Origin of the sequence: Pseudooceanicola sp. HF7 (genome assembly GCF_011806405.1) — a bacterium.
In the GTDB taxonomy this organism is placed as follows: Bacteria; Pseudomonadota; Alphaproteobacteria; order Rhodobacterales; family Rhodobacteraceae; genus Pseudooceanicola.
Map to the genome: position 1 here is coordinate 24164 of NZ_JAATOW010000006.1, position 16566 is coordinate 40729.

Genomic DNA, 16566 nt, shown 5'->3' on the forward strand with positions numbered 1-16566 from the left:
GCGCAGGATTGTTAACGCCTGTGCAGGAAGGGCGAGTAAAACCAGTGCAAACGCAAAAACTGTGCGCAGGCGCACCAGATTACCCCCCTTGAGGACCCCTCCCGCCATTGACCTACGCTGCCCAGCCTGTTGAAAGCACCTTATCACGCAGCCAGTCTCGGAGAAGAGTATGAGAGTTTCAAGCCGCGGAGATATCGATCCCTTCATTGTGATGGATGTCATGACGCGGGCTGCAGAACTGGAAGCGGAAGGTCGTCACATCGTTCATATGGAAGTTGGCCAGCCGGGGACGCCGGCGCCTCTTGGTGCGCGCCGCGCGCTGAATGCCGCGCTGGAGGAGGACAGCCTTGGCTATTCCCTGACCCTCGGCATGCGAGACCTGCGCGAGCGAATCGCCTTGCTCTACCGCGAATGGTACGGAATTGACCTGGATCCGGAGCGTGTCATCGTGACCACCGGGTCTTCGGGCGGCTTTCTTCTGACCTTCGCATCGCTGTTCGATGCGGGGGCCCGCGTTGGTATTGGCGCGCCCGGCTACCCGTCCTATTTGCAGCTTCTGAAGGCCACGGACCTGGAGCCCGTCGTTCTGCAAACCAGCCCCGATGCCCGTTACCAGCCGCAACCTTCCGATATCCGGGGGCAGGGGCTGGATGGCCTGATGGTGGCCTCGCCCGGGAACCCTTCGGGCACGATGCTGTCGCGCCCGGCGCTGACCAAGCTGATGGAAGCGGCCGCGGACGAGGACATCAATTTCATCTCGGATGAGATCTACCACGGGCTGCACTACGAAGATCGCGCGGTGTCTGCGCTTGAGATCTCCGACCAGGCCTATGTGATCAACTCCTTCTCCAAGTACTTCTCCATGACGGGGTGGCGCGTGGGATGGATGGTCGTGCCCGAGGACCATGTCCGCCGGGTCGAACGTATTGCCCAGCACATGTTCATCTGTGCGCCCACCGCCTCTCAGGTGGCCGCCTGCGCCGCGATGGACTGCCAGAAAGAGCTGGATGCCAACCTGGCCGTCTACGCCCGCAATCGGGCGCTGATGCTGGAACAGCTGCCCAAGGCCGGCTTCAGTCGGATCGCCCCGCCGGACGGGGGCTTCTACCTTTACGCTGATGTCAGTGAGCTGACAGAGGATTCGCGTCTTTTCGCGCGCCAGATCCTGGAGCAGGCCGGCGTGGCCGTGACGCCCGGGCTGGATTTCGACAAGGCCCGCGGGGTCGGCACCCTGCGCTTTTCCTATGCTGGACCCACGGAAGAGATCGAAGAAGGCCTGCGCCGCCTCAAGCTGTTCATGGCAGAGCACGCCGCCGAAAAGGTCTGAGGCAGGGCCGGTTTGCCCGGCCCGGCTTAGCGGCAGGTTCAGCTGAACGGGTGGTTCAGCCGCAACAGGCGACGGTGGAATGGCGGCAGTTGGTCCAGTCCGACCAGCCCCGTTGAGCGCGCTGCTTCTAGGATGGCTCGGCTGTTACGCGGGAGAAGCTCATAGACCATGCGTGATGCGCGCGGCCCACTGATGGCCTCGCGGATCGTGCGGGTCACGTAGCCTTCCCAGAAATTGTTGTCGAAGGCGGCGACGGGTGACAGGAAGTTGAAAGAACAGGTGGCAGCACCCCGACGCGCGATAAGCGCAGCAACGCCCTGTTCCTGCGCCAGGAAGATCCCTCGGAACTCCCGGCTGGCGCCATCCAGCGCCATGCCTTGCTGGCGCATCGCTTCGCGCGCCTCGTAGCCGCGCACGAAGGTGAAGCCGTCCTTGCGATAGACATAGACCAGGCCCATCACCGCCATCGTGGAATCCACGAAGCTCAGGCGCGAGAAGCGGAAGAACCCGGAGGGCAGCAGGGCAGGGTCGAATTCCGTCGAATTCCGGCCAAGGAAGGGGGCGATTTCAGGGTGGCTCAGGATCCCTTCGCCGCCGGTGCGCAGCTGATCGACCGGCTCCAGAAGGATGCGCGCGTCGGTTCCGAAGAACTGGCAAATCCGGTGCAGCACGTCTGGGCGGGGGAAGCTCTCTCCGGAAAGGTAGCGGTTGAACTGGGTGCGGTTGATCCCGAGATCGCGACAAAGCCCCGCGACAGAGGGGTAGGTGGTGGCAAGCTGGCGCAGGTTGGCGCCGAAGATGTTCCTGATCTCTACAGGTTTCAGGTCGCCCTGATCGCCTGCCGGACTGGTCGTTGGCACTTGCCTTACTCCTATCTCGATCCTGCGACAGGTCTGGGGCCTGCCGGGTCTCAAGCGCGTTGGAATTTCACGGCTTGATGCTATTTGACGTCATGTTTGATCCTATATAACGTCAAGCCGGAAGAAAAGCGACACAAATTCAGTCAGGCGGACCTGCAAACGGACATGTCCAAAACGCGCATTTTGAACCATCCTCAATCGCAAATAGTCTTACCTGCGACGGGGATATGCATGTTCGGCATCGTGCTGTGGAGATCTGGCGACGAAAACACCGCGGTCATCTGGTGTGAAGATCAGGGCGATCTTGCGTTTTTCAGGTCCAAATCAGGCGGTCGCGCACAGGATGAACCCTCTCTCGAACAGGGGGACCTCCTGCAGTTCGATGTCTCCGAATTCGGTGAAATGCGCTTGGTCGAAAACCCCCGGCTCATCGCGCAAGAGCATTATCCAAGCCTGGCGGCACGGCTGAAGGAAGCGGGCAAGACGCGTCAGGCAGAGCCGATCAAGCGGCACGGTGGAAACCAAGTCGCTGCCAATAGCGGCGCTGTCATCCAATTTCCGAACAGCGTGAAGACACGAGACCGCGTCGCGCGGCGTCTTCGCATGACCTAAGCGCTGTTTCATTCGAGGAAAAGGGCCGCCGGAGTGTTCCGGCGGCCCTTTTCGATTCTTGATGGCCGAAGCTGGCCGCTCAGTGGCGTCAGAGCTCGCCGCGCTTCAGCGCCGCGACGCCGGTGCGGGCCAGCTCGCTAAGACCCAGCGGGCGCATCAGCTCTGCAAACGCGTCAATCTTCTCCGGCGTGCCGGTCAGTTCGAACACGAAGCTCGACAGGGTGCTGTCCACCACCTTGGCGCGGAAGATATCTGCAAGGCGCAGCGCCTCGACGCGCTTTTCGCCATCGTTGGCCACTTTCAGAAGCGCCAGCTCCCGTTCCACGGCCGGGCCTTCCACGGTCAGATCATGGACCTGGTGCACGGGCACGATCCGGCCCAGCTGGGCCTTGATCTGATCGATGACCGCAGGCGTGCCGGTAGTGACGATCGTGATGCGCGACCGGTGGCCGGTGTGATCCACCTCTGCCACCGTCAGGCTTTCGATGTTGTACCCACGACCGGAGAACAGGCCGATCACGCGGGCCAGCACGCCCGGTTCGTTCTCAACCAGAACGGCCAGGGTGTGCTTTTCCACGATCTCCGAATGGGGATCGCGTAGGGCATAGACGGAATGGCTGGAGGCGCCTTTTTCAATCTTCAGAGGGGACATGTTCACTTCCTTAAACCAGGGCGCCGCCGCCGGAGAAGGCCGCAGCCTCCGCACCCAGCAGGATCTCGTTATGGGCCTTGCCCGACGGGATCATCGGGAAGCAGTTCTCATGCTTCTCGACGAGGCAGTCGAAGATCACCGGGCCGTCGTGGTTGATCATTTCCATGATTGCGTCGTCCAGGTCGGCAGGGTCCTTGCACAGGATGCCCTTGGCGCCGAACGCCTCTGCCAGCTTCACGAAGTCGGGCAGGCTCTCGGACCAGGAATGGGAATACCGCTCGCCATGCATCAGCTCCTGCCACTGGCGCACCATGCCAAGGCGTTCGTTGTTCAGGATGAACTGCTTCACCGGCAGGTTGAACTGCACGGCCGTGCCCATCTCCTGCATGTTCATCAGCCAGGAGGCTTCGCCGGCCACGTTGATGACCAGCGCATCGCGGTGCGCCATCTGGACGCCGATGGAGGCGGGGAAGCCGTAGCCCATGGTGCCAAGTCCACCAGAGGTCATCCAGCGGTTGGGGGCCTCGAAGCCCAGGAACTGCGCCGCCCACATTTGGTGCTGGCCGACCTCTGTCGTGATGTAGCGGTCATGGTTCTTGGTCAGGGCCTCAAGACGCTGCAACGCGTATTGCGGTTTGATGACCTTGTCGGAGTTCTTGTAGCTCAGGCAGTTGATTGCGCGCCATTCGCCGATCTGTTCCCACCACTTGGCAACAGCCGGCGCATTGGTCTTGCGGCCACGGCTCTTCCAGACCTTCAGCACATCCTCAAGAACATGGGCCACGTCGCCGATGATCGGCAGGTCCACCCGGATGATCTTGTTGATGGAGGAGGGGTCGATGTCGATATGCACCTTGTGCGACCCGGGCGAGAACTCGTCGACCTTGCCGGTGATGCGGTCATCGAAACGCGCGCCGACGTTGATCATCAGGTCACAGCCGTGCATCGCCATGTTGGCCTCGTAAAGGCCATGCATCCCCAGCATCCCCAGCCAGTTCTTGCCGGAGGCGGGATAGGCGCCAAGCCCCATCAGGGTCGAGGTGATCGGAATGCCGGTGCCTTCCACCAGCTCCGTCAGAAGCTGGCTGGCTGCCGGGCCGGAGTTGATCACGCCGCCGCCGGTATAGAACACCGGGCGCTCTGCCTTCTCGATGAGAGAGACCAGGTCGTTGATCGACTCGATATCCGCCTTCATCTTCGGCTGGTAGTGAGAGGTGCGCGCCTTCTGCGGTTCGATGTAACCGGCCTCCGCGAACTGCACGTCCTTGGGAATGTCGATCAGCACCGGGCCGGGCCGACCCGATGTCGCCACGTGGAAGGCCTGGTGGATCGTGTCCGCCAGCTTGTCAGTGTCCTTCACCAGCCAGTTGTGCTTGGTGCAGGGGCGGGTGATGCCCACGGTATCGGCTTCCTGGAAGCCATCCGTGCCGATCAGGAAGGTGGCGACCTGGCCGGTCAGAACAACCAGCGGGATGGAATCCAGAAGCGCATCGGTAAGGCCGGTCACCGCGTTGGTGGCACCGGGACCAGAGGTCACCAGTACGACGCCGGGCTTGCCGGTGGAGCGGGCATAGCCCTCTGCCGCGTGGACTGCGCCCTGTTCGTGGCGCACCAGGACGTGATTAATCTCGTTCTGCTGAAAGATCTCGTCATAGATCGGCAGGACGGCGCCGCCCGGATAGCCGAATACCGTGTCCACGCCCTGATCCTTCAAAGCTTGAACCACCATTTGCGCACCTGTCATCTGACGTGCCATCTTCGTGTCTCCGTATCGCGCCGCACCTCTTGCGGCCTCTCCTGACAAAATTTGTCCTGGCAAATAAAAAACCCCCGGTTGGTTTTCCGGGGGCGCATGGGGTCCTGTTAGGGTGTCCGGTGTTACCGGCCCATGCGCCTTTCTCCTACGATGACGACTAGCTTGGTCATTTCAGAAGCCGATCCTGAGGGTTCTATTCACTGATCGGTTTGATATGGGCTGAAAACACAGAGGTCAACCGCTATTCCAAGCTGAAAATGTCCCGGTGGTGAAAAAATCTTTCCAAATGTTGCGCTGGACGGCCAAAATGTTGTCGAAAGACGTTTGCTCGGTCATTTGACCCCCGCCAGAAGGGACTCACTTTTGGCAAAGGGACCGCCGCGCAGCTACCGTGGCCGCGCGGACGATGAGTTTGCACTGATCGGGAAAGGGGGAGGAAAGCCCCTGGAACGGCGTCGAATGCAGGGCTTCCGGGCAGGGGCGGTCGTCAGAAGTCCTTGCCGGTGCCTTGCAACACGCCGTGCTCCAGTGCGTAACGCGTCAGCCCCGCGGTGGAAGAGATGCCCAGCTTTGCCTTGATGTTCTTGCGGTGGGTCTCGACCGTGCGCACGGAGATATCCAGCGCCAGCGCCACCTCCTTGTTGCTCTTGCCCTGGGCCAGTTGCAGCAGGATCGTCTGCTCCCGGTTGGTCAGATGCGACGGCTTGGCCTGCGGTGCCAGGGAGCCCTGCGCGCCGGTGCAAAGGTAACGCAAGCCCGACATGACCGCATCGATGGCGCGCTTGATCTCATCGGTGGGCACGTCTTTTAGCACGTAGCCCTGCGCCCCGTGATCCAGCGCGGTAGAGATATACTCGGCGCTGTCATGCATCGACAGGATCAGGATCTTCAGATCGGGGTGGTTCTCCAGCAGGATCTCGCAGGTCGTCAGGCCGTTCATGCCGGGCATGTTGAGATCCAGAAGCACCACATCGGGAAGGATCGTCTGGACGGCCTCGATGATATCGGGGCCGGTGCCGTAGGTGCCCACGACCTCAAGGTCTGGGAAGCTGTCCAGGATCGCCTCGATCCCCTCGGCGACCATGGGGTGATCATCCACGATGGCGACCCGAATGGGGGCTGTGTCGGGCTGCGGATTGGTGGTCATGCGCTCTCCTGTCCGATGGTCTGGTCACCTTGCTGGCCGATCCCCTTGGGGTCCTTGATCTTGGACAGGGGCACCTGCACCTCGATCACCGTGCCGGACCGAGAGGACAGGACACGCAGGGTGCCCTCCATCTGCTCGGCCCGTTCCTGCATGTTGCGCAGGCCGATGCCGTGGGTGACCGTGGGTTCACTGCTGCGCATCCCGTGGCCGTTGTCGGAAATGCGCATCATCGCGCCGGTCAGATGGCCCCGGATCTCGATCGCGACATGGGTTGCGCCGGAATGGCGTTCGACATTGGTCAGTGCCTCCTGCGCGATACGGTAAAGAGAGATCTTCACATCCGTATCCAGCCGGTTTCGGAAGACGGCTGTGGCAAATTCCGTTTCAATTCCGGTCCTTGCGCCGAAGTCTTCAACCAATGCCTTAACCGCCGGCCCAAGGCCAAGGTCATCCAGAACGCCGGGCCGCAGGTCGCGGGAGATGCGGCGGACCTCCTGGATGGCATTGCCCAGGCCCTCCATCCCGCGGTCCAACGTTTCACCGGCGCGCGCATCGCCCGCGTCCAACCGGCGGCGGGCGGAATCCAGCGCGTAGCGCACGCCCACCAGCAGCTGGGAAATCCCGTCATGCAGCTCGCGTGCGACGCGGCCGCGTTCTTCTTCCTGGGTATCGAAAACCCGCTGCGTGAGTTCCTTCAGCTTGGCATCCGCCAGGCGCCGTTCGCGGATGTTGATCAGCAGGCCGGAGCCGAAGACCAGGAAAAGCGCGCCGGCCGTGATGCCGCCGATATACAGGAAGGTCTGGCGCACGCGGGCTTCCACGTCCGCGCGGGCGGCGGCGGTGGTTTCCAGGACGTCATCGATGAAAACCCCTGTGCCCATGACCCATTTCCAGGAATGCAGCGGTGCAACGTAAGAGACCATCATGGCTTCCTCGCCGCTCTGCGGCTTGGGCCAGAGGTGGGCGACATAGCCCGTGCCCTCCCAGGCGGTGCCGATGAACTCCTGCACGACCTTGCGCCCGTCGCCGTCCTCCAGATCCCACCAGTTGCGGTTGATCATGTCCGTCTGGCGCGGAGAGACCAGGTTGGTGCCGTCGTAGTCATAGACAAAGAAGAAGCCCTCATCGCCGTAGGTCATGGCGGACAGGATCTGCTTCACGTGTTCCTGCGCCTTCAGGTCATCTGGCCCGGCCATCCCGTATATATAGTTGAACCCGTTCTTGGCCTGGGTGACGTAATTGCGCAGCTCGGCCTTCTTGGCCTCGATCATCTGCCGTTCAAGCGTGGCAATCTCGCGCTCCGCCAGGGCGCGGGACTGGTCGGCCACCAATGCGGAAATCGCGCCCACCGCCAGGATCAGCGGCAGGGTCGCAAGCAGAAAGAGCTTCTGCCCGTAGCTGAAATTGAATCGGGACAAGAACGGTCGCATGGCGGCCCATGATAGAAGGGCGCGTCGATTCCCACAATTGCAACGGGTTCACCGCCAGATTGCAGGGGTGAAAGGTCAGTCATCGTATGCGGGAGAAACGCGCAAGGAAGTTACGGATGGGCCGGGTTTGCCGACATCTTTGCGGTTTCCCCCGCGATAGCACGCCTATAGGTTCCGCGCGATTTCAATCCCTGCCGGCTTCTCCGGCATCCGTAAGGAGAGACAAATGGATCGCCGTTCCTTCCTGAAAACGTCCGCCATTGGCGGGTCCGCCGCGGCGGCAAGCTCGCTGGCGGCGCCCGCGATCGCCCAGGGCCAGGTCAAGCTGACCATGGTCACCATGTGGCCCCGTGGCCTGGCGGGCGTCTGGGACAGCGCCGTGCGCTTTGCCGACAACGTCGCGGCCATGTCCGAAGGCCAGATGACCGTGGACGTGAAGGCCGCCGGTGAACTGGTTGGCGCGCTTGAGATTTTCGATGCCGTCGCCGCCGGCCAGGCGGACATGTACCACGGTGCCGATTACTACTTCGTCGGTCAGCACCCGGCCTTTGCCTTCTTCACCGGCGTGCCCTTCGGCATGACCGCGCCCGAGATCATGACTTGGTATTATGCCGGCAAGGGCATGGAAGATCACCACATGCTGGGCGAGATCTTCGGCCTCAAGAGCTTCCTTGTCGGTCAGACCGCCAGCCAGGGCGGCGGCTGGTTCCGCAAGCCGATCGAGACGGTGGATGACTTCAAGGGTCTGAAGTTCCGCATGCCGGGCTTCGGCGCAGAGGCACTGTCCAAGCTGGGCGCCTCCATCCAGGTTCTGCCGGGCGGCGAGATCTACCAGGCGCTGTCCACCGGCGCGTTGGACGGGACCGAGTGGATCGGCCCCTGGTCGGACGAGAAGCTGGGCCTGCAGGAAGTCTGCGATTATTACTACCCCGCCTCCTTCCACGAGCCGGGCGCGGCCATCTCCGTGGCGACCAACCTGTCCGTCTACGAAGGGCTGACCCCCGGCCAGCAGCAGATCATCAAGATCGCCGCAGCCGAGGCACACCAGGCCAACTACGCGCTGTTCATCGCCAACAACGGCCCGGCGCTGCAGCGTCTGCGCCAGGGCGGCACCCAGCTGCGCCAGTTCTCCGACGAGATCTGGGATGCCTTCAGCGTGGCCGTGGACGAGGTCATGGACGGCTTCATGGATGACGATCTCTATGCCGGCATCCGCGCCAACTACGATGCCTCGCTGGCACAGACCTCTGACTGGATTTCCCAGTCCGATGGCGAATACTCCCGTCAGCGCAACCGCATCCGCGGCGGCTGAGCCGAACCGCGACATGAAAAGGGGGCCGCGCTGTCGCAAGACGGCGCGGCCCTTTTCATTTCCGCGTGGCGCAGGGGCTGTGAACGGCCCAGAGGGATTCGGATCCTTGACGTAGGGTCCCGCCGGAAAGCCCGCAAGAGCGCGCAAATTTCCGGTGAAAACGCCAATTTTTGCGCAATATTTTCGGCCAATTTACGTAGTACTTGGTATTCCGACCCCAGATGCCTGCCGATAGTGTGCCCGGACTGAAATGCTGCGCCGCACAAACAACCAGAAGGCGGCGTGGGCTCTAGGGAGGAGTACATAATGGATCGACGTTCTTTTCTGAGAACATCTGCACTTGGCGGCGGGGCTGCTGCGGCAACCAGCCTGGCGGCACCGGCAATCGCCCAAGGCAACATGACCCTGACCATGGTCACCACCTGGCCGCGCGGCCTGGCCGGCGTCTGGGATTCGGTGGAACGTTTCACCAATAACGTGAACGAGATGTCCGGTGGCTCGATCACCGTCGAGCCGAAAGCGGCCGGCGAACTGGTCGGCGCGCTCGAGGTCTTCGATGCCGTGACCTCCGGCCAGGCGGACATGTACCACGGGGCCGATTACTACTTCGTCGGCCAGCACCCGGCATGGGCCTATTTCACCACGGTTCCCTTCGGCATGACCGCGCCGGAGATGATGACCTGGTACTACGCGAACGGCGGCATGGAGCTGCACCACGAGCTGGGCGAAGTCTTCGGCCTGAAGAGCTTCATCGCCGGTCAGACCGCGGCGCAGGGGGGCGGCTGGTTCCGTCAGCCGATCAGCTCTGCCGATGATTTCAAGGGGCTCAAGTTCCGCATGCCCGGCCTGGGCGGCCAGGCTCTGGCAAAACTGGGCGCCTCTGTCCAGGTGCTTCCGGGCGGCGAGATCTACCAGGCGTTGTCCACCGGTGCGCTGGACGGGACCGAGTGGATCGGCCCCTGGTCGGACGAGAAGCTGGGCCTGCAGGAGGTCTGTGACCACTACTATCCCGCCGGCTTCCACGAGCCGGGCGCCGCGCTCTCAGTGGCGACCAACCTGGACATCTTCAACGAGATGACCCCGGTTCAGCAGAAGATCATCGAGATCGCCGCTGCCGATGCACACCAGCACAACTATGCGCTGTTCATCGCCAACAACGGTCCGGCACTGAACCGCCTGCAATCGGGTGGTACCAACATCCAGCAGTTCCCCGATGATGTCTGGGATGCCTTCGGCTCTGCCTCCAAGGAAGTCCTGGACGGCTTCATGGATGATGAGCTCTTCGCGTCGATCCGTGACAGCGCGGAAGCATCGATGAAGTCGGCTTCGGGCTGGATGTCCGTGTCCGACTCCGCCTATACGGCGCAGCGGAACCGCGTGCTGGGCAGCTAAGCCCTGTTGCAACGTCATTAAAACCAGGCTGCGCATCTTCCCGGATGCGCAGCCTTTCGAGACCCGGCACCTAGAACTGGTGCCGTGGGAAAGGGGGACAGGATGTTCACGGGACTCGCCTGGCTGGTCAGTCAGATCGGCCTCGGCTTTTACAATTTCGCCTATGCGGTGACCCATCCGGGCCTCTGGCTCAACTGGGCGGACCGCGAGGCGCTGATCCGCTTCATCTATTACGGCGGCTCGGTCGAGTTCTTCTTTGTCGTCCTGGATATCGTCCTGGTCATCACGATCATCGGCATGATCTACAGGCCCTTCATGTGGGGCTGCGTGCGCGGGTTGGAAGGCTTTGCCAACCTGGTCGGGCGCACCGCCGCCTGGGCGGGCCTGATAATGGTCGGCCAGCAGATCATCATCGTCTTCCTGCAATCCATCTTCCGCCTGGGAGAGATCTCCATCTCTCCGCTGGGCATCGGCTTTACCCAATCGGTAAGCTGGTACGCAGAGGGGCTGAAGCTGTGGAACGCGGCCGTGGTGGCGCTTTGCGTCGCCTATACCTTTGTCCAGGGCGGCCATGTCCGCGTGGACCTGATCTATGCGCCGCTCAAGCACCGTGGCAAACGCCTGGTGGACATGTTCGGCTCACTCTTCTTCATGATCCCGGTCTGCACCCTGATGTGGATGTATTCCTGGTTCTTCCTCTGGCGGCACCTCATCACCCCCAAGGTCTCTGCCAGTGACAACATCGACCTCCTGATGCGCAAGGCGCGCATCGTGAAATGGAACGTCGAAACAATCGGCTTCAGCCCTGACGGGTTCAATGGCTACTTCCTGTTCAAGATCCTGATCCTGTGCTTCGTCGCACTGGTCTTCCTGCAGGCCATCGCCTTCTTCTACCGCTCCTTCCTGGAGTTCGTGGAAGGCGAGGACTCCGTCGGGAAGTACATGGACCGCGACACCCTGGGTGACGGGGAAGAAGCCTATGAAGGCACGCATTAAGGGGGCTGGAGCAGCATGTTTTTCGGACTAGACGGCGTCGAGATCGGCCTGATCATCGTATTCCTGAGCCTCTTCGCGGGGATCCTCTCGGGCTTTCCGGTGGCCTTTGCCATCCCCGGCGCAGGGCTTTTTGCCTTTGCCATCATCGCCTTCCTGGACAGCAACGGTCTGTTGATCCACGAAGCCATCGATTCATCGAGCGAGGCCTACAGGGCCCTAATCGGAACCGGGATACATCCCGATACGATCTCTCATTTCCGCTATCCTGACCTGCCAACGGTGGCCGGCCCGGTCTTTGACCGGGGCTGGGAAACCGCGCTGGATCGCAACCTGAGCTTCATCGTGAACCGGATGAACGAACGCGTCTTCGCCGGCCAGAGCATCGAGACTCTGCTGGCGGTGCTGATGTTCGTCCTGATGGGCATCACGCTGGAACGCTCCAAAATCGCCAATGATCTGCTGACCACCATGGCGCGGGTCTTTGGCCCGCTGCCCGGCGGCCTGGCGGTTTCCGTGGTGGTCGTGGGGGCCTTCCTTGCGGCCTCCACCGGCATCGTCGGCGCGACCGTGGTGACCATGGGGCTGCTGTCGCTGCCCACCATGTTGCGCAACGGTTATTCGCCGGAGCTTTCTACCGGCGTCATCGCGGCCTCTGGCACGCTGGGGCAGATCATCCCGCCTTCCATCGTCATCGTGCTTCTGGGCACGCTGGCAGGGGATCTCTATTCCTCTGCCCAGGAAGCCCGCGCGCAAAGCTTCGGCTGTACCGATGCGCTGACCTACCTTGGCGAACCGGCGGTCGTCTCTGTCGGGACGCTGTTCCAGGCGGCCATGCTGCCGGGCATCCTGCTGGCGCTGCTCTATGCGCTTTATGCCTTCGGTTACGCGCTGGTGAACCCCTCGGCCGCACCGGCCGTCCACCTGGGTGGCGAAGGTCGCGGTGGCACCACCACCCGCAGCGAAGGCCTGACCTGGTTCCTGCTGGTGCCGGCGGCCATCGTCATCGGTGTCGTCATTTGCGGCCAGCTGGGCATCGTCGGGTCGCAGGACCTGAACGTCTCCAACTACGAGGCTGCGGCGCAATCGGGTTACCTGCGCACCAATGTCTCCGAGACCTGCCAGGCGGCGATGATCGACCTTCACGGGCAGGCGGCCTGGGATGATGCCATCGCGCATCAGACGGCCACCGCTGCCGGCGATGCTGCCAGCCAGGGCCGCACGCTGAGCCCGGAAGAGGTGGAAACCGCGATTGCCGCCAAGGCCGCAGCCGCAGCCCCCATCGGGACCGGCCTGGCCGTGACCGTGGTCCTGCTGGGCCTGGTGCTGGTCGTGGCGCGCGGTGTCATGCCGCTGGCCTCCCCGCGTCCGCTGCTGATCGGCGGCCTGGGCATCGTGCTGGCGCTGCTGGCGGACGTGGTCTTCATCACGCCCTATACCTCGCCCGAGGCGCAGTTCCTGATCCTGGCCGTTCCGCTGCTGATCACGCTCTGGGCGTGCAAGCATGCGGCGGCCCGCGTCAGCCAGAACGAGCTGATCCGCGTGGTCTTCCCGCCGCTGATCCTGATCATCGCGGTGCTGGGCTCCATCCTGGGCGGCATCACCAACCCGACCCCGGCGGCAGCGCTTGGGGCAGGGGGTGCGCTGATGCTGGCGGCCTATCGCAAGCTGCGCGAAGAAGGGCGTGACCCCTGGGTCATCACCTGGGCGACGCTGTCGCTGGTGGTGATGATCGTGCTGGGCATGAACTTCGACCTGCGCATCAACAAGGACGACGTGGCGGTTGCCGATTTCATCGCCTACCTGGTGGCGGCCGCGGCCTACATGTTCGCCGCCTTCGGCCTGATCTACTCTGGCTACACGCTTTACCGGACCTCCGTGCTTCAGCCGGTGATCCGGGAAACGGCGAAGGTGACCTCCATGGTCTTCACGATCCTGGTTGGCTCGCAGCTGCTGAACCTGGTGGTCATCTCCTTCGGTGGAGAGGAATACATCCAGGACTTCCTGCGCAGCTACGACAGCGAGTTCAAGGTCTTCCTGATCGTTATGCTGGTGCTCTTCGTGCTGGGCTTCGTGCTGGATTTCCTTGAGATCATCTACATCGTGATCCCGATCGTGGGGCCGGTGATCTACGGCGGGTCCTTCGATCCGAAATGGGTCACCATCATGATTGCGGTGAACCTGCAGACCAGCTTCCTGACACCGCCCTTCGGCTTCGCGCTGTTCTATCTGAGGGGGGTTGCCCCGGCGAGCGTGACCACCGGCCATATCTACCGCGGCATCATTCCCTTCGTGGGGATCCAGGTGCTGGGCCTGGCGCTGCTGTGGTTCGTGCCGCAGATCGTCACCGTGGTGCCCGAGTTGCTGGGACGCTGAGACCCGGCGCGCGGCGGGGCCATCGGCCTGCCGCGCGCTTTTAGCTGACGGCGATGCGGGGTCGTGCAACCCCTCGCATCCAAAAAGAAAAGGGCGCCTTCCGGGCGCCCTTTTTCATTGTCTTCGCACAGCCACGCCGCAGGTCCGCTGACCGCAGCGCCTGGCCTATGGCTTGTAGGGCGGGCGGCTGTCGGGAAGGGTGATATTGGCGACCTGTTCGGCGATGGGATCGCTTTTCAGCGGATGGGTCGTGGAATCGTAATCATGCGGGTCGCGCATCTTTTCCCACTTGCCGCGATGGTAAAGCTCCAGCCCCGCGAACTTGCACTTGTAGCCCATCTTGGGCGAGCCGGGGACCCAGTAGCCCAGGTAGACATAGGGCAGGCCCGCCGCACGCGCGATCTCGATATGGTCGAGGATCAGGTAGGTGCCCAGCGAGTTCCGCTCAAGCGTGGGATCGTAGAAGGAATAGACCATGGACACGCCGTCTTCGAGCACGTCGGTCAGCGATGCGGCGGCCAGCTGGTTGTCCTGGTCGACATATTCCACCACGCGCGAACGCACCGGCGTTTCCTCGATCATGGCGGCGAATTCGAAGACATCCATGTCGGCCATGCCGCCATCGGCATGTCGGCTGTCCAGGTAGCGGCGGAAAAGGGCGTATTGCTCCTCCGTGGCCCAGGGAGAGGAGGCGCGGCGCTCAAGCCCCAGGTTGCGGTTCATCGTCCGGCGCTGGCTGCGCGAGGGCTTGAAGGCCGAAACGTCGATCCGGGCAGAGAGGCAGGCGGCGCAATCCGCGCAGGAGGGGCGGTACAAGACGTTCTGCGAGCGCCGAAAACCCTGCTGTGACAGGGAGTTGTTCAGCTTCTCAGCCGTATCCCCCTGGAGGGACGTAAAGAGCTTACGCTCCATCCGGCCTTCCAGATAGGGACAGGGTTGCGGGGCTGTCACATAGAATTGTGGAGCAAGCGGAAGCGAATGGCGCATGGAATCTCGATGGCGTGTCGGGGCGTTGGTGCCTGTGTAGTGCCAGATATTATGGAAACGATATCAAGCAACCCTGAACGCGCCAAGCCCCGAGAATGCGCCGGATCACCGCAGCCGGCGATTCACGGCCACGGTATCCAGAATATGGTCGCTCAGACCCTGCTTGCGGGAGGAGCCCATCATCAGCACGACTGAGATCACCTGAAGCACGGGCAGCCCCATGCTGACCAGGTAGCCCAGCGTGTGCAGCACCGCGTCACTGCTGGAGAGCGACCGGCCATCGGCGCGCACGATCTCCACCGAGAACAGGCGCATGCCCCAGGTGCCGCCGCCGTTCGACAGGGTCAGCGTACGGTAGAGGAAATCTATCACCAGGTAGATGAAGGGCCAGAAGAAGGCGCCGATAAAGGCCGTCAGCACGACCACCACCGCCGACAGGCCACCGACGATGAAGAGGTCGATCAGCCAGGCGAAAAGGCGCTTGGTACGGACGGAACTGTAGAAGTCCGGGCGCAGGTCGGGTTCGGGAAGGGCGGTCATCTGAAGGGAATCTCCTGGGGATGTGAAACGGCCCCGAAGCGGGGCCGTCGCGGCACGTTGCCGTGCTTGGTGGTATCCGTGTCGTCCGTGTGCTGCCGGGGCGCGGGGCCTCAGGCGTTTTCGGACGGCGCGGTGTCACGTTCGGACGCGGCCTTGCTGGCGCGGTCGTCCATGAACTGGTCGAACTCTGCCTTGTCCTTGGCGGCGCGCAGCCGTTCCAGGAAGGATTCAAAGGCGTCCTGTTCTTCTTCCAGACGGCGCAGCGTTTCCTGCTTGTAGGCATCGAAAGCGCTATTGCCGGAAGATTTCATCGCGGCGTAACCCGTGCGGCGCATTTCATGCGCGCTACCACGGCGGGCGGAATTGCGGCAGGATTTTCCAAACATGAATTTCTTTCTCCAGATCATGTAGAACAGCAGGGCGAGGCCGACGGGCCAGAAGAAGATGAAGCCCAGGACCATCGCAATGATCCATGCAGGCTTGCCCTTTCTGTCCATCCAGTCCTCGGCGTCGCGAAACCACGAGCCACCCCGGTACTGGGGTTGGCGGGCTTCCATTTCTGCGGCGGCGGGGTTCATCTCCGGTATCTCCAATCTAGGTATGTGAATGTCTTTCACATTGCTAAGATTGGCATTGAGGGCGTTTGGCGCAAGGGGTGATGTGAAAGTTTTTTACATTGCCCTGATTCAGGAAATGAAATCAGCCTCTTGCGCGCCCGTCATTCGCGGCAATTCCTGCGGCGGAATGCCGAAGACGTGGCGCGGGGTGCCCGCCGCGGCCCAGATCCGGTCGAATTCCATGAGTCGCGGATCCAGGAAAGCCCGGATCGGGGACAGGTGCCCGACCGGGGCAACGCCACCGATGGCAAAGCCTGTCTGGGCGCGGATCAGCGCGGCATCGGCCTTGCCCAGCGGTTCGCCCGCCACGGCAGAGGCCTTCTGCGCATCCACCCGGTTGCCGCCGGCGGTGAGAAACAGCAGCGCCTCGCCACTGGTTTCGCCAAGAAAGATGATCGACTTGGCGATCTGGTCGATCGTGCATCCGACAGAGGCGGCGGCATCGGCGGCCGTGCGGCAATCGCCCAGCTCAAGGATCTCTGTTTCCACGCCGGCCTCTTCCAGCGCGCGTGCCACACGTTTCATGCTCTTGCTCATCCTCGGTCTGTCCTTTCCCGCATCCTGA

15 protein-coding genes are annotated in these 16566 nt (G+C 62.5%); 6 read left to right on the top strand and 9 right to left on the bottom strand.

Annotated features, from left to right (window positions below; all coding sequences use genetic code 11):
- Positions 1–169 precede the first annotated feature (169 nt).
- Positions 170–1327: a pyridoxal phosphate-dependent aminotransferase gene (locus tag HCZ97_RS04870; RefSeq protein ID WP_167687559.1), complete on the top strand. Its 1158-nt coding sequence runs from the start codon at positions 170–172 to the stop codon at positions 1325–1327.
- 38 nt (positions 1328–1365) lie between these two features.
- Here the strand turns inward: HCZ97_RS04870 and HCZ97_RS04875 are convergent, their stop codons facing one another.
- The gene (locus tag HCZ97_RS04875; RefSeq protein ID WP_368484323.1) at positions 1366–2187 is read right to left on the bottom strand and encodes a helix-turn-helix domain-containing protein; all 822 of its coding nucleotides are present in this window, start codon (positions 2185–2187) and stop codon (positions 1366–1368) included.
- 231 nt (positions 2188–2418) lie between these two features.
- On the opposite strand from HCZ97_RS04875, the gene HCZ97_RS04880 reads away from it, so the two are divergent.
- The gene (locus tag HCZ97_RS04880) at positions 2419–2799 is read left to right on the top strand and encodes a hypothetical protein (protein ID WP_167687560.1); all 381 of its coding nucleotides are present in this window, start codon (positions 2419–2421) and stop codon (positions 2797–2799) included.
- A gap of 88 nt (positions 2800–2887) precedes the next feature.
- On the opposite strand, the gene ilvN is transcribed toward HCZ97_RS04880, so the two are convergent.
- The 4 genes from ilvN to HCZ97_RS04900 all read right to left on the bottom strand — a co-directional run bounded on the left by ilvN (position 2888) and on the right by HCZ97_RS04900 (position 7784).
- Entirely contained in the window at positions 2888–3451 is a 564-nt protein-coding gene (gene ilvN / locus HCZ97_RS04885) for an acetolactate synthase small subunit (RefSeq protein WP_167687561.1), read from the bottom strand.
- 10 nt (positions 3452–3461) lie between these two features.
- Positions 3462–5207 (bottom strand): acetolactate synthase 3 large subunit, encoded by a 1746-nt coding sequence (locus tag HCZ97_RS04890; RefSeq protein WP_167687562.1) that lies wholly within the window; start codon positions 5205–5207, stop codon positions 3462–3464.
- 487 nt (positions 5208–5694) lie between these two features.
- Positions 5695–6354, bottom strand: a complete 660-nt coding sequence (locus tag HCZ97_RS04895; protein WP_167687563.1) for a response regulator transcription factor — start codon at positions 6352–6354, stop codon at positions 5695–5697.
- Positions 6351–7784 (bottom strand): cache domain-containing protein, encoded by a 1434-nt coding sequence (locus tag HCZ97_RS04900; RefSeq protein WP_167687564.1) that lies wholly within the window; start codon positions 7782–7784, stop codon positions 6351–6353. Before HCZ97_RS04900 ends, HCZ97_RS04895 begins: the two co-directional genes overlap by 4 nt.
- 226 nt (positions 7785–8010) lie before the next feature.
- Here HCZ97_RS04900 and HCZ97_RS04905 point away from each other — a divergent pair, with 226 nt between their 5' ends.
- The 4 genes from HCZ97_RS04905 (at position 8011) to HCZ97_RS04920 (ending at position 13857) form a co-directional block, all read left to right on the top strand.
- The gene (locus tag HCZ97_RS04905; RefSeq protein ID WP_167687565.1) at positions 8011–9096 is read left to right on the top strand and encodes a TRAP transporter substrate-binding protein; all 1086 of its coding nucleotides are present in this window, start codon (positions 8011–8013) and stop codon (positions 9094–9096) included.
- A 306-nt stretch (positions 9097–9402) separates the two neighbouring features.
- Positions 9403–10488 (top strand): TRAP transporter substrate-binding protein, encoded by a 1086-nt coding sequence (locus tag HCZ97_RS04910; protein WP_167687566.1) that lies wholly within the window; start codon positions 9403–9405, stop codon positions 10486–10488.
- A gap of 102 nt (positions 10489–10590) precedes the next feature.
- Positions 10591–11484 (top strand): TRAP transporter small permease subunit, encoded by an 894-nt coding sequence (locus HCZ97_RS04915; RefSeq protein ID WP_167687567.1) that lies wholly within the window; start codon positions 10591–10593, stop codon positions 11482–11484.
- 15 nt (positions 11485–11499) lie between these two features.
- Entirely contained in the window at positions 11500–13857 is a 2358-nt protein-coding gene (locus tag HCZ97_RS04920; protein ID WP_167687568.1) for a TRAP transporter large permease subunit, read from the top strand.
- Positions 13858–14022: 165 nt separating this feature from the next.
- On the opposite strand, the gene HCZ97_RS04925 is transcribed toward HCZ97_RS04920, so the two are convergent.
- The 4 genes from HCZ97_RS04925 to HCZ97_RS04940 form a co-directional block, all read right to left on the bottom strand.
- Positions 14023–14844: an arginyltransferase gene (locus tag HCZ97_RS04925; RefSeq protein ID WP_167687569.1), complete on the bottom strand. Its 822-nt coding sequence runs from the start codon at positions 14842–14844 to the stop codon at positions 14023–14025.
- 105 nt (positions 14845–14949) lie between these two features.
- Positions 14950–15384: an RDD family protein gene (locus HCZ97_RS04930; protein WP_167687570.1), complete on the bottom strand. Its 435-nt coding sequence runs from the start codon at positions 15382–15384 to the stop codon at positions 14950–14952.
- 110 nt (positions 15385–15494) lie between these two features.
- Entirely contained in the window at positions 15495–15941 is a 447-nt protein-coding gene (locus tag HCZ97_RS04935) for a DUF2852 domain-containing protein (protein ID WP_254871366.1), read from the bottom strand.
- A 129-nt stretch (positions 15942–16070) separates the two neighbouring features.
- Positions 16071–16538 carry a YbaK/EbsC family protein gene (locus HCZ97_RS04940; RefSeq protein ID WP_167687572.1) on the bottom strand — a complete coding sequence of 156 codons (468 nt, stop codon included), beginning with the start codon at positions 16536–16538 and terminating at the stop codon, positions 16071–16073.
- Positions 16539–16566: the final 28 nt, after the last annotated feature.